Here is a 14,373-nt window from a genome sequence, read left to right on the forward strand (position 1 = left end):
CGCTCAGTGTACGTTTTGTGAGGTTAGGCGTGCGAGGAGAGGGGAGCAGTGAAGTGAACTGGCTATCGCCTGATTCCAAATTCATGCGTGCATGGGGCAATTTGGTCGACGGCGTGCTCATCAATCTCCTGATGCTGATCACCTCTATTCCAATCATCACCATTGGCGCAGCGCTCACCGGTGGGCAGGATGCCAGCCGCAAGGCCTTGGAGGGCGAGGGTAAAGGTGTTGCTGCCAACTATTTCAAAGCGTTCAAAGCGAACTTCGCTAAGGCCACGCTGTTGTGGTTGCCCTTCCTTGTGGTGCTGATTGGGCTGATCTATGCATGGATCGTGCTGCAAATAACGCCGTTGCTCATTCCTAAATTTGCGGTGAGCATTCTGTGGCTCATCGGTTTCGAATGGGTATTCGCGCTTCAGGCACGTTTTGAAAACACCGTAGGCGGCACACTGAAAAATGCCTTTATCTTCGGGGTCTCCCATATTGTCGCCACGCTGATTTTGGTGGCAATCGACGCGGTATTCGTCGCGCTCCTGGCCGCCAGCTGGTTCTATATGCCAGGCGGCCTGTTCCTGCTGGTGGTTCTGGGCTATGGTTCGATGCTGATGATTCATGTTCCGATCACCGAGCACGTCTTCAAGCCGTATACGACTGCATCGTTGTAGTATTCGGCTGCTCTTGATTGTCCCGGTAGACGAAAAAGGCCAAAAAACGGTACCGGGACATTTTTTCTTGTCTCGGTACCGTATTTCGACTTATTTTTAAGTACCGGGACAAGGCATCGCGCGTTTGAGGAAATCTCGCAAATGAAGAATGGCGGAATTCCAAGGCTGGAGCGAAGATGATCGCCGTCCGGTACCAAGAAAAATGTCCCGGTAGCCGAAAAGATGCACAATCGAACTACCGGGACAGCGAAATATGTCCCGGTAGTCCAATTCTGGATATTTTGGACTACCGGGACAAGAGGAATAGCCGATTACTTCTTGGCCTGAGTCAGCTGGTATGCCGCAAACAGGATGGCCAGCCAGATCACGCCGGCGATGACAGCCACGCGGTAGCTGGCGGAGAAGCACATGAGCACCACAACCAGTGCCAGGAACGCCAGCACCACCCACGGGGTCACCTTGGCGAACGGCAGCTTGAAGTGAATCGCATCCAGCGCTTTCTGGCCGCTCAAACCGGCCAGTTCAGTGTCTTCCGGAGCTCCACCGGCGGCAACCACCTTGCGGAACTTCATTTCGGTGAACATAATCATCGTCCAGTTAATGATGCCGGCAATCGTAGCAATGGACATCAGGTAGTTGAATGCGAATTCAGGCCACACAAACACCACAACCACAGCAATCGCAGTAATCACAGCGGAAGTCAGCACGCCAGCGACCGGCACGCCCTTGGAATTCAGACGGCCCAGGTAGGCGGGCGCATTGCCCTGCTTAGCTAGCGAGTACAGCATGCGGGAGTTGGCGTACAGGCCGGAATTGTAGACGCTCATCACAGCGGTCAAGCACACAAAGTTGAGGATGCCGGCGGCAGCGTGAATGCCCACGGAATCGAAAATCTGCACGAACGGGCTGGACTGGCCGTCGATGGTATTCCACGGCACAACGGCCATAATCACGCCCAGAGCGCCAATGTAGAACACGAGAATACGCCAGATGATGTCGTTGGTGGCGCGAGGAATCGTGGTCTTTGGATCTTCGGTTTCGCCTGCGGTAATGCCAATCAGCTCAGTGCCGCCGAAGCTGAACATCACTACGACCAGAGCCATTAAGAGGCCGGTCCAGGAGCCGTCAGAAGCGCGGCCCATAAGTCCGTTCGGGAAGAAGCCGCCGCCCACAGTGAACCAGTTGGCGAAGCTCGCCTTAATGCCGGAAGCGGTCGGCAGGGCGAACACAATCACTGCCAGACCGCCGATAATCATGGCGATCACAGCCACAATCTTGATAATGGCGAACCAGAACTCAAACTCGCCGAACTTGGAGACACCCAGCAGGTTGGCGGCGGTAATCAGCACCAGGAACACGGCTGCGGACACCCAGGTAGGAATGGCCGGGAACCAGTAGTTCACAAACGAGCCCACCACGGCAAGTTCCACCATGGAAACCAGAATGTAGTTGAACCAGTAGTTCCAGCCGGAGATGAAGCCTGCGCGCTTGGACCAGTAGCGCGTGGCGTAGTAGCTGAAGGCGCCGGCCTTCGGGTCTTCCACCGACATTTCCGAAAGTGCGCGCACAATCATGAAGATCGCGAGGCCGCCAATCAGGTAGGCCAGCAGAATGGACGGGCCGGCCAACGCGATGGATTCGCTGGAGCCATAGAACAGGCCGGTGCCGATGGCGCCGCCGAGCGCAATCAGCTGAATATGGCGGTTTTTCAAGGATTTGCGCAAGGTCGCGGGAACCGGCACGTCGTCGGTTTCGCGCGGCTTCTTAGGCGCTTCAGTACTGCTCATGTCTTCTCTCGATTCTTTCGAGGCGCGGCTGGAATCGTCGCGCACAATGTCCACCATGGTAAGCCTCAGTTCGTGTCCATATGGTTGCGGTTCGCGCAATATGGGCATGGGGCGCGGATTCCGCGGCGAAACGGTGGCGCGAGTCAGCCGGATGGTACTCAGGATAATGAGGTTTAATAGAAGGAGAGTTGCCTGCCGTTGATTTCGAGGGTGGATGCAATCGCGGCTGGGAACGGCAATTGACGGGAACAGAGGTGTGCGATGGCGTATATCGAATTTGACAAGGTAGTCAAAGAGTATGCTGCGGGCAGTGCTGCGATTCGTGCGCTTGATGAAGCCAGCTTCACCGCTGACCAAGGTGAGCTGACGGTGATTCTTGGACAGTCTGGTGCCGGTAAAACCACGGCATTGAACATTCTGGGAGGCATGGATACCGTCACATCCGGACGCGTGGTAGTCGGCGGCCGCGATATTACAGGCCTCAAGACCAAAGATTTGGTGGCGTACCGTCGCAACGATATTGGCTTTGTGTTCCAGTTCTACAATCTGGTGCCAAATCTGACCGCGCTCGAAAACGTGGAACTTGCCTCGCAAATCTGCCCTGACCATTTTGATCCGGAAGAAACACTGCGCAAAGTCGGATTGGGGGAGCGAATGGGGAACTTTCCGGCCCAGCTGTCAGGCGGCGAACAGCAGCGCGTATCCATCGCCCGAGCTATTGCCAAGAAACCAAAGCTTCTTCTGTGCGATGAGCCGACCGGCGCGCTCGATTACGAAACCGGCAAGGAAGTACTGCAACTGTTGCAGGATATTTGCCAGTCACAAGGCATGACTGTGATGATTATTACGCATAATTCCGCGCTCGCTCCGATGGCGCATAAGGTGATTCATTTCCGCTCCGGCAAGGTGACCAGTGAGGAAATCAATCCCACGCCGCAGCCCATCGCTGACATCGAATGGTAGGCGATGGCCATGGCGGCGGCGAAGCATTCCACTAGTGATTCCTCAGGCGGTTGGGCTGTGAAACGTTTCGTGAAACAGTCAAGCCGGCCTGTGGAACATACCGTGAAACAATCCGGGCGTAATAGTCGAGGCAAGGGCATTTCCGTGGCTTTTGCCAAAGATACGTTGCGTTGCTGGCTGCGCAGCTGGAAGCGATTCGTCTCCATCGCTGTTATTACTCTCCTCGGAGTGGCCGTGCTCACCGGCATCTATGCCGGATGCCGTGACGCTTTTCTCGCTGCAAACCGCTTCTACAATCAGCAAGGTTTGCATGATATCCAGGTGCTATCCACGTATGGCCTGACCGACGATGATGTAGCAGCACTACGCCGCATCGAAGGCGTGCAAATCGTGCAACCGGAGCGCTCGCAGTCGGTTACCACAATGGTCCACGATACGAAGAAAACCGTCACATTGCAGGAAATCGGTACCGAAGGCTTGGATCAGCCGTATCTGCAGCAAGGTGATATGCCGCGCAAAGCGGGCGAAGTGGCAGTCACTCAGCAGTTCCTCAACGATAGTGGGCTGAATATTGGCGATGCCATCACAGTAACGCCGCAGGAAACATCGTCGCTGAGTACTGTGCTTTCCGCATCGGATGCGAGCGATAGCGGCAGCAGCGGCAGCGCAAACAGTGCGGTAGGCAACACGAATGACAGCGCAACCATAGGTGCCGCAGCCGATGCTGCGTCTGCGTCCACGTCTTCATCCACATCCACTGAACAATCCCCGCAATTTCCCACCAAACTCACCATTACCGGCGTTGTGCTTGACCCGCGCGATCTCAACAATCCGGACGGCTATTCCGGTATGAATGCCTTCCGGTCCACCTCGTCGGATGACTACACTTTCTTTGCACCAAGCGATGGTGTAACCGGCAACATATACACCGCAATCTCCATCACTGTCACCGGGGCAAGCCAGTACAGCACTTTTGCCGATGATTACGATGCTGCTGTGAAAACGGTGGCCGATCGCATCGAACAGCAGGTACAGACCAAGCAGCAGAAAGCTCGCCGCCAGCAAATCGTCGCTAGTGCACAGCAATCGCTGGATAATGCCAAAACCGATGCCTTCAAACAGCTCGATGATGCACAGCAGCAGATCGACAGCAATCGTAAAGAACTTGAAGCCAACGAAGCGAAACTCAAGGATAGTCGCGCGCAACTGGAACAGAACAAGAAAACGATAAGCGATGGTGAACGGCAAATTGCCGAAGGCCGCGCGCAAATCGCCTCCGCTCGCCAGCAAATCGCGCAAGGCCGCCAACAGATAGCTGACGCTCGCGTGCAGCTTGAATCCGGCAAAGCGCAGCTCGCCAGCGCCAGGCAGCAGCTCAACGCCGCGCAAGCCGAGCTGACCTCAAATCGCGCCACAATCGAACAAGGCATTGCACAAATCGATCAAGGTGTGGCACAACTTGATCAGATGCTGCAGCTAATCCAACAAGCCGATGCCTTGCTAGCCCAAATCGATCCCAATATCGACTTCGATTCACCCACATGGCAAGCCATCAAGCAGCTACTCGCGCGCCTTGGCATCACCGTACCGAGCACTCCATCAATCAGCACGCTCAGGCAACAGCTCGCAGACAAGCAAACTGAACTGCAAGCCCAGCGCAGCAGTCTGATTCAGCAGAAAACCGATCTGCAGCAGACCTTGAACACCACCATCATCCCCGCACAGGCCACCTTGGACCAGCAGAACGCGCAATTAACCGCCAAAGAGCAGGAAACAGCGGCCGGCGAAACGCAGCTCAACGCCCAATCGGCCGAGCTCGAAGCGAACGCTACCACACTCGAAACACAGTCGGCGCAGCTGGAAGCTCAGGCAGCACAATTGGCCAGCGGAAAACAGCAGCTTGAAGAGGGCGAACAACAACTGGAAACCGGCGAGCAGCAGCTCGAGGAAGGCAAGCAACAGCTCGAAGATGCCCAGAAGCAGCTGGATGAGCAGCGCAGCGAGGCGGAAAGCGAATTCGCCAAGCAGCAGCGCCGAATCGATGACGTAGCCAACGCGCGCTGGTACGTGCAGACGCGCGCCTCAATCGGCGGATTCAGCTCACTCAAATCAGACATCAGCTCCATCGAATCCATCGGCCGTGCGTTCCCGGTCGTGTTCCTCGTGGTCGCCGTGCTGATGAGCTTGACCACCATGACTCGCATGGTTGAGGAAGATCGCGGACTTATCGGCACATACTTGGGCCTCGGCTATGGTGGCGTGGCTGTCTCCATGCGCTACCTGCTGTTCGCGCTGCTTGCATGCCTGATTGGCGGCGGTATGGGCCTGCTCGTTGGATTCCTCGGCATACCAGCATTCCTGCTGATAGTGATTCAAGGACTGTATATATTGCCCGGTGTGCAGCTCGAATACGACTGGTTGTACGGTTCGGCGGGCATCCTGCTGTTCGTAATCGGCGTCGGCGTGGCCACCGCGCTCGCTTGCCGCAGCGAAATCCGGCACACGCCGGCCGCGCTGATGCGTCCGAAAGCGCCGAAAGCGGGCGCTCGCATTCTGTTGGAGCGTATCAAGCCGGTCTGGAATAGATTGAACTTCCTCGGCAAAGTCACCGCGCGCAATATCTTCCGGTTCAAATCGCGTCTGATTATGACCGTAGGCGGTGTGGCCGGCTGCACCGCGCTGATTATCTGCGGATTCGCGATTAATGACACGGTGGATACCATCGGAGTCAAGCAATACGAGCAGATCTACCAGTATGACCTGATGGTCGTCGCCAGCGATGACGATGCCGCCGCAATGCGCAAACAGGTTAAGAACGATGCGCAAACTACTGAAACGCTGAACTTGCGCGTGGAAAACGGCCAGATGAGCAATGCTGCACAGGAAAGCGAAACCGTGCAGTTGATGGCAGTTCCCAATGATTCACTGAACAAACTGAACGATATGGTGACGCTGGAGCAAGTCGGCGATGAAGGCTGGTTCGGGCTGCCTAATATTTTCGGTGTTTTCGGCTCGTCGGGCGGCGGCACAGTGACGCTGGACGACAGTGGTGTGATCGTCGCGCAATCTGCGGCCAATTCGCTGGGTATTCACGCTGGCGATACCGTTACTCTGGGCAATGGCGGCAGTGGTCGTGCCAAGGTCAAGGTAGCGGCGGTGACGCGCAATCTGATCGGCTCTGATGTGTATATCAGCGAGCGGTTGTACGATCAGAAATTCGCTACGGACGGTGCTGTGTCATCGGCTTCGGCGGATAGTGCCGCTTCAACGCTGACTTGGAACGCTGAGCTCGCCAAGCTCAAGGGTACTGATGATGAGCAGGCCGCGTACGCAGAGCAGCTGGGTGAGAAGGCGTCGGTGCTGAAGGCTGTAAGTTGCGCACATTTGGCTAATACATTCAAGTTCGATTTGATGGGTGCCGTGGTGGCGCTGATTGTGGGACTTGCTGGTGGGCTGGCGTTGGTGGTGCTATTCACGCTGGCCAATACGAATGTCTCCGAGCGCGTGCGCGAAATGGCGACGTTGAAGGTGTTGGGCTTCTACAACCGCGAAGTGCACAACTATGTGAATCGCGAAATGATGATATTGACCGGCATGGGTGTGGTGGTCGGTCTTCCGCTCGGCCGGTGGATTGGCGGATTGCTGACGGCCGCATTGAACATGCCATCGCTGTATTTTGAGGTGGATGTGCACTGGTATAGCTACCTGATAGCCGTTGTGGCAACATTTGCGTTCGCGTTGCTCGTGCAGCTGTTCACCAACCCGGTACTCGACCGGATTGACCCGGTAAGTTCGCTGAAATCTGTGGAATAATCCTAAAGTTCAATTTTGCGCCGTGGAAATTGAACTTTTTGCAGGGGAATTTACAACATTGTTACGCCGCTATATTGAACCGCCGTGGCCATGGTGCACCACACAATGCTACAGTCTGAACTTGAATTGAACGATTGGAGCGGCCGGTTCACCGGACGCCAGGAAGAGAATGAACGGCATGGTTGAATCGAAAACAACTGCCAGCGGCAGTACTACGAGCGCGGCAACTGTTCAGGGTAACGGCTCCGGTGAGCTGAAATCTGTGGAAAGCCTGGATCAAGACAACGAAATGGCGCGTGGCCTCAATAACCGGCACGTGCAGTTCATCGCCATCGGCGGCACCATCGGCACTGGCCTGTTTCTGGGTTCCGGCAAGTCAATCGCACTGACCGGCCCGAGCATCGTCTTCGTATACATCGGTGTGGGCATCATCATGTTCCTGCTGATGCGCGCCATCGGCGAGCTCATGTACCGCGATCCAAGCCAGCACACATTCATCAACTTCATTACCCGCTACCTCGGCAACGGTTGGGGTAAATTCGCTGGCTGGTCGTACTGGATTGTGCTCGTGCTCATCGGCATGAGCGAAATCACAGCCGTTTCCACATACTTCATCACCTTCTTCGATACATTCGGCATGGATCTGAGCCATTGGAAATGGCTGATTGAACTGTGCTTCCTCGCAGCGCTGGTGACCATTAATCTGATTGCCGTTAAAGCATTCGGCGAGGCTGAATTCTGGTTCTCGATGATTAAGATCACGCTGATTTGCGCGATGATTGCCACCGCTGTGGTGATGGTGGTGATTGGTTACCATTACGATGCCGTGCAAATCACTGGGCAAGATGGCGTCTCGCCCGCGGGCCATGCCGGACTCGACAACATCACCAATAATTTCTCGATTGCGCCGAACGGTTGGCTGAGCTTCCTGATGAGCTTCCAGATGGTGTTCTACGCCTACGAAATGATTGAGTTCGTTGGTGTGACCGTCTCCGAAACGCAGAATCCGCGCAAGGTGCTGCCGAAGGCTGTGAACGAAATCATCATCCGTGTGCTGATCTTCTACGTGGGTGCGCTGCTGGCCATCATGGCTATCGTGCCGTGGACCACGTTCAAGCCGAACAAGGACGGCTCCTTCGCGTCTCCGTTCATCATGGTGTTCCAGTATGCGGGCCTGAAGTGGGCGGCTGCACTGGTGTTCTTCGTGGTGATTACCGCAGCATCTTCCGCGTTGAACTCGCTGCTGTACTCCGCTGGCCGCCACCTGTACCAGCTGGCTGCTGATTCCGAATCGCCGACCTTCCAGAAGATTGGTGTGGTCTCCAAGCGCCAGGTGCCGGCGCGCGCCATTTTGGTGTCTGCTGCGCTGATTCTGCTGTCTCCGGTGATTAACTCGATTCCTGGTATTTCCAGCGCATTCGTGCTGTTCGCATCCGCTTCCAGCGCGGTGATCGTGTTCATTTATGTGCTCACGATGGTGGCACACCGCAAGTACCGCCGTTCGGCTGACTTTATTGCCGATGGTTTTGTGATGCCGGCTTGGAAGGTGCTGAACACTGTGGCCATCGTGTTCTTCGTGTTCGTTTACTGCACGCTATTCCTTGCGGATGATACGCGCGGTTCCGCTATCGCCGGTTTGATTTGGCTGGTGATTTTCGGCGGATACTGCCTGCTGCACGACCGCTTCCAGAACCGTGATTTGAAGGAAGCGCTGAAGCGCTAGGCGTAGCGGCGTTAGGGCATTAAAAAAATCGGTTCCTTGTGGGCCGATTTTTGTATCTGCGGACAATAATCAAAACGCTCAGCTGTGCACCGGGCGGCTGAGCTCTGAATCAGTTATGCACTGGGTCAGCTGTGCACTGGGCGGGCGGAATACTGCAATGCACCATGTACCAGAGCAGACGTGAAGTGCATATTGCACATGCCCGCTTCCTCTGCTTCATGTGTGCATCCGGCTATGCTGCAGAGCAGCACCTTGTGAGTACGATTCATCATGGTCCCCCTTCATTGGTATGGCTACAATGCCATCATGTAATTTTTAAGCATAGACCTGATGTGTTACAAACGCTAGAAAATAAGGCGTTTCTAGCCGATTTGTGTGATACGTGCGCTCGACGAAAGATGAATGAGGGGTAGTCATGAAATGCCGAGTTGTGCTAGGATTAGCTCGCATCGGAATGTTATCGTAAACATTCTGATAGTGCCGGAAGAAGGAGCCGGCGCGAGCCGTATGTCGGGCAAAGAAGCCGACGCGCAATGATGCGAAGGCTGATTCTCTCTGATGCATAAATGCGGCAAAATAGCAGGAAATCTAAGGAGACCAATGAAGGTACTGGGCAAATCGCTCGCTGCAATGGTTGCAGCAGCGACGTTGATGGGAGGAGGGGCGTTTGCGGTTGCTGGCACTGCGTATGCAGATGATAGCGATGCCATCGTCGTAACGCCTAATCCGTGGTATGCCAACAGTTTTGATGGATGGGGCACCTCGCTGGCGTGGTTCGCCAATGCCACCGGTAACCTCGGCGAAGAAGGCTCCATCACCACTAACCTCGGTGATGATGCATCCAAGGCCAAAGCTCTCGAATACGGCAAGCAATTACGCGAACAGTTCTACCAGTCCATCTTCGGCGAAGATGGACTTGACCTTAATATGGCCCGTTACAACGTAGGCGGCGGCAACGCCTCCGACGTAGCCTACGGTTACCCATTCATGCGCCAAGGCGCAGCCGTTCCAGGCACATGGAAGGACGATCCAACCGGTTCTGGCACCTATGGCGAAGGCGTAACCACCAATCAAGCAGACAAAGACAAGCTTGCTGCTGCTTTCGACCCTACCGATGACAACGAATACGACTTCTCAAAGTCCGCGGCACAAGACTGGTGGATTGAACGCGGCGCCACTGGCGATAATCCCGACATCACTGATGTTGAAGTCTTCGCCAACTCTGCGCCATGGTTCTTGACCAACAGCGGATACGCCACCGGTGGGTATAACTCCAAGAGCAACAATCTTGCCAACCCAGAGAAGTTCGCCCAGTATCTCGCCAAAAATGTCGACCATATCGAAAGCCTCGGCACCAATGTCGATACTGTCGAGCCGTTCAACGAGTCCGAAACCAGCTATTGGGGCACGTCTGGAGACATGGCGTCGAAGTACACCGATGAAAGCGATGCCAACACCCAACTCATTAACAACTACTGGGATAAGTATTACTCCGACAAAGACAAGACCGTCACTCCGTACACTGACGCGCTGAAGAAGCCGCAGGAAGGCATGCACGTCAACAATGCCGAACAGCAGGCCACTCTCAAGGCTTTGGCTGCAGCGCTCAACGGTAACGAAGACACTGTTATTGCCGCCACCGATGCCACGAACGCCTCTGACTTCGTTGGCTCGTACAACCAGTATCCACAAGAAGTACGAGACCTCATCAGCCAGTACAACGTTCATGCCTACTCCACCGGGCGTCAGCTGGTGGCCCGAGATATTGCGCAGGCCGATAACAAGAAGCTTTCGATGAGCGAGGTGGATGGCTCCTGGCAGTCCGGCTCGTACAACCCATATGGCTTCGATAATGCGCTTGGCATGATGAGCTACATTTCCGCCAACGTAACCCGACTGCAGTCCAAGGACTTCACCTTCTGGCAGGTTGTTGAGGATCTCTACAACATGCAGATGGGCTCCGATGTTAACCCGAAGGGTGAAAACACCAACTGGGGCACCGTGCTCATGGACTTTGACTGCACTGTGGCAGGTGCCGACGGCAAGCTCTACTCCGAGCGCCGAGTAAACAACAACGGTGGCACGACTGATGGTCTCGCACCCTGCACGGTTATTGCCAATGCGAAGTACAACGGCGTCAAGGCTGTCACCCAGTTCATCCATGCCGGTGACAAAATCGTTGCCAACAATGATGAATACAACACGATGACCGCCACTTCCGGCGAAGGAGCTGATGCAACTCAGACGATTGTGCACCGCAACTCCGGCAAGACCGATCAGACCTTCGTCATCGACCTCTCCAAGTACGGAACCATCGCTGACAATGCTTCTGGCGATCTCTACCTCACTACTGAAACCTCACAGGCAGACAAGGATGCCGGCGTTGACTCAGCAACTCCGGAAGTATTCGCCAAGACCAGCAACGTCAAGCAGGCTGCCGGTTCTGTGGTGATCGACAAGGCTGCCAAGACCGCTACGGTTACCGTGCCCGCCCGCTCCATCGCCTCCATTCAGCTCAAGGGCGTCACTGGTGTGGCCGAAGATGCCGGAGTACAGTCTGGACACACGTACCAGCTCGTCGGCACTCAGTCCGGCAAGAACCTGTCTGCTACGGCCTCCGGTGACTCTGCTCTTTCCATTGCGGACGCCGCTGACACTTTGGCTGACGCCAAGAAGCAGGCTTGGACGTTCACCCAGATTGACCAGTCCGGCACTGATCGCCCTGATCTCAAGGCTTATGTTGTGACCAACGGTGAAGGCAAAGTGCTTGTTTCCAAGGATGGCACCAATGCGCTCTCCGATGAGACCATCGAGCAGGCGAAGAGTGACCCGGCCGCTAAATGGATTCTCAACACGTCCGATGGCTCCACGTATCAGCTACTCAATGCTGATGCCAAGAAGAACCTTGACGTGAGCGGATCCAGCACTAAGACTGGCACCAAGGTCGGGCTTGACTACTCTCCCACCGGAGAGACCCCGGCAGCTAACCAGACATGGACTCTGCGTGCCGGTACGCCTACCGGTGCCAAAGCTGTCAGTGTGCAAACCGCAGTTGGCGCTGTGCCAACTATGCCCACCGAAGTAACGCTCTACTACACTTGGGGCGAGAGCAAGGCTGCTGTATCCGATTGGGATACGTCCAAGGTGGATTCCGCAAAGGAAGGTACCTACGAGGCGACTGCAACTGCAACGGATGTATTCGGCAACGAGTTCCCTGTTACCGCATCCGTATATGTTGGAGCCTTTACAGTAGTCGATCCTGTATCAGCCACAGTGCTCACTGGCGCTGATCTCACATCTGCCAAGGCTGCTATCGAATCCGCTAAGGTATACGCCCATGTCAAGGCATCGCCCTCATTCGAGATTGATGCCGCTCAGGTCCAGTGGAACTTTGACGGACTCGAAGCCAAGCTCGCGGCCGCCAAGGTTGGCGATGCGATTGCCATCGACGGTACGGTCGACGGCCTGCCCGTAAAGGCCACACTGTACATCACGGCTGCTCAGCCGGAGAATATCGCCGATACTGCATCCAATGTGACGGTTACTAACCAGCAGACGGAATACAGCAAGGGCGATCAGTGGAAGAAGCTCACGGATGGTGACACATCTGCCGAAGCTTGGGTGACGTGGAACAAAGCCGGCGACTATTCCGCCAGCCCGACTGCCACAGTGGACTTCGGTACCGAGCGTGAAGTCAGCAGCCTGACCATCACTTACGGCGACAAGGCTCCGGCTTCCGCCAAGGCCGAGTACACCACCGATGGCACTACCTGGACGCAGTTCGGTAGCGAAGTTCAACCATCCGCTGGGCAAACAGTAACGTTCAAGCCTGATCAGGGCACAGTTCAGGCCACTCAAGTGCGCATTGTGAACACTGTGAACAATGACTATATGAACGCCACTGAGCTCGAAGCATTCGTGGTTCCGATTGTTGGCGGTATTAAGAACATCGCTGCAGCCTCCGGCACAAGCTTCGATGTGAACTTCCAGGAAGGTTCTTCCGGCGCGAAGGCCATCGATGGTGACACTGCAGCCAAGGGTTGGTCCACTTGGGCGTCCACTGCTTCAACGGTTGATCCAGTCGCCACCTTCACCTTCGACGAACTGCAAACCATCACCGAAGTGAAGACTTACTTCTACCGCGATGGCCGTGCATCCTGGCCGAAGAGCCAAACCCTCGAATACCAGGACGCAAACGGTGATTGGAAGACAGTCGATACCAAGACCGGTTGGTATGTGCAACAGCAGCAGTCCGATAACGATGATTCAACCGCTGCCGACACCCCAATTGCTGACTTCGTGCTCAGCACTCCGGTTGTTGCCAAGGCCATTCGCCTGACCAACACATTGCAAGACACCAAGGTGTACATCAATGTGGCGGAAATCCAGGTATTCGCCAAGGACAGCACGGTACTGGCCCCGCAGCCGGCCGCTGACGCCGCGCTTGGCGATCTGCGTCTTGACGGTGAAACCATCAAGGGCTTCGATGCGGGCAAGACCGATTACACGGTTGATTTGCCGATCGATACGGAAACAAACCCCGTGCTGCAGGCCTTCGCTGCTGACAGTGCCGCCACCGTTACGGTGGAAGGCACTGAGGATGGCCAACTCGGCGGTAAGGCCACCATTACGGTGACTCCGGCCGACAAGTCCTCCACGAAGACCTATACGGTGACCTTCAATGCAGCCAAGCTTGCTTCGCTGAAGATTACTGGCCCGAAGAAGACCGAATACGCCATCGGCGACAAGCTGGACACCACTGGCTTGACGGTTGTTGCTGTGTATCAGCGCGGTGAAGGCGAATCCGCCACCACCGAAGAGGTCCCGATCGCTCTCGATGACCCGCAACTTGCCCTCGGAACGTTCGACTCCACCACTGCCGGTAAGAAGGCCATTACCGTCTCCTACCGCGGTGTGAGCGCAACATTCGAGGTCACGGTTAAGGCCAACGAGGCGACTCCGGGCTCCGGCCAGAACACCAATAAGCCCGGTGCGTCCAGCGATAAGGCTGGTGGCAAGCTGGAGAACACTGGCGTTGCCATCGGCGGTATTGCCGGTGTTGCAGCTCTGCTGGCTGCAGCTGCAGTCGTGCTGCTCAGCATTCGCAAGCGCCGCGCGTGATTGGTGTTGCCGATTGCCAAGTAAGGCTTGGCAGTACCTGAATACATAACTGAACATAGAGAATTGTGGGGGGCTTTTCATCATGCGCATAATGAGCATGATGAAAAGCCCCCACATTGTTTGCGCAAAAGAAACGCAGGAAATGCTGCGATGTTCATTGCAGGGGCAGTTGTATTGGTTGCCCCGAAGGTCGGGAAAGTTTTCCTACCGAGGATAATAACGATTTCATATGAGGCTAGGTGGATAGCCTGTGCGTATTAGGCATGGTGCATGTGATGTGTGCTGTTCCGCGCGGATGTGC

At 55.5% G+C, this 14,373-nt stretch carries 7 protein-coding genes; 5 read left to right on the forward strand and 2 right to left on the reverse strand.

Annotated features, from left to right (window positions below):
• Positions 1–53 precede the first annotated feature (53 nt).
• Complete coding sequence (locus tag AC1AY0_RS07715; protein ID WP_476524874.1) at positions 54–665, forward strand: DUF624 domain-containing protein; 612 nt, start codon at positions 54–56, stop codon at positions 663–665.
• Between the two features lie 311 nt (positions 666–976).
• On the opposite strand, the gene AC1AY0_RS07720 is transcribed toward AC1AY0_RS07715, so the two are convergent.
• Positions 977–2,452 carry an amino acid permease gene (locus tag AC1AY0_RS07720; protein ID WP_476524873.1) on the reverse strand — a complete coding sequence of 492 codons (1,476 nt, stop codon included), beginning with the start codon at positions 2,450–2,452 and terminating at the stop codon, positions 977–979.
• Positions 2,453–2,713: 261 nt separating this feature from the next.
• On the opposite strand from AC1AY0_RS07720, the gene AC1AY0_RS07725 reads away from it, so the two are divergent.
• The 3 genes from AC1AY0_RS07725 (at position 2,714) to AC1AY0_RS07735 (ending at position 8,951) form a co-directional block, all read left to right on the forward strand.
• A complete protein-coding gene (locus AC1AY0_RS07725) occupies positions 2,714–3,415 on the forward strand; it encodes an ABC transporter ATP-binding protein (RefSeq protein ID WP_476526152.1) in 702 nt (233 codons plus the stop codon).
• A gap of 9 nt (positions 3,416–3,424) precedes the next feature.
• Positions 3,425–7,228: an FtsX-like permease family protein gene (locus AC1AY0_RS07730; protein WP_476526154.1), complete on the forward strand. Its 3,804-nt coding sequence runs from the start codon at positions 3,425–3,427 to the stop codon at positions 7,226–7,228.
• 178 nt (positions 7,229–7,406) lie between these two features.
• Entirely contained in the window at positions 7,407–8,951 is a 1,545-nt protein-coding gene (locus AC1AY0_RS07735) for an amino acid permease (RefSeq protein WP_476524871.1), read from the forward strand.
• 125 nt (positions 8,952–9,076) lie between these two features.
• Here the strand turns inward: AC1AY0_RS07735 and AC1AY0_RS07740 are convergent, their stop codons facing one another.
• Complete coding sequence (locus tag AC1AY0_RS07740) at positions 9,077–9,223, reverse strand: hypothetical protein (RefSeq protein WP_156099609.1); 147 nt, start codon at positions 9,221–9,223, stop codon at positions 9,077–9,079.
• Between the two features lie 328 nt (positions 9,224–9,551).
• Here AC1AY0_RS07740 and AC1AY0_RS07745 point away from each other — a divergent pair, with 328 nt between their 5' ends.
• A complete protein-coding gene (locus AC1AY0_RS07745; RefSeq protein ID WP_476524870.1) occupies positions 9,552–14,072 on the forward strand; it encodes a discoidin domain-containing protein in 4,521 nt (1,506 codons plus the stop codon).
• The last annotated feature ends 301 nt before the right edge of the window (positions 14,073–14,373 follow it).

It is taken from the genome of Bifidobacterium sp. LH_416, assembly GCF_056357055.1.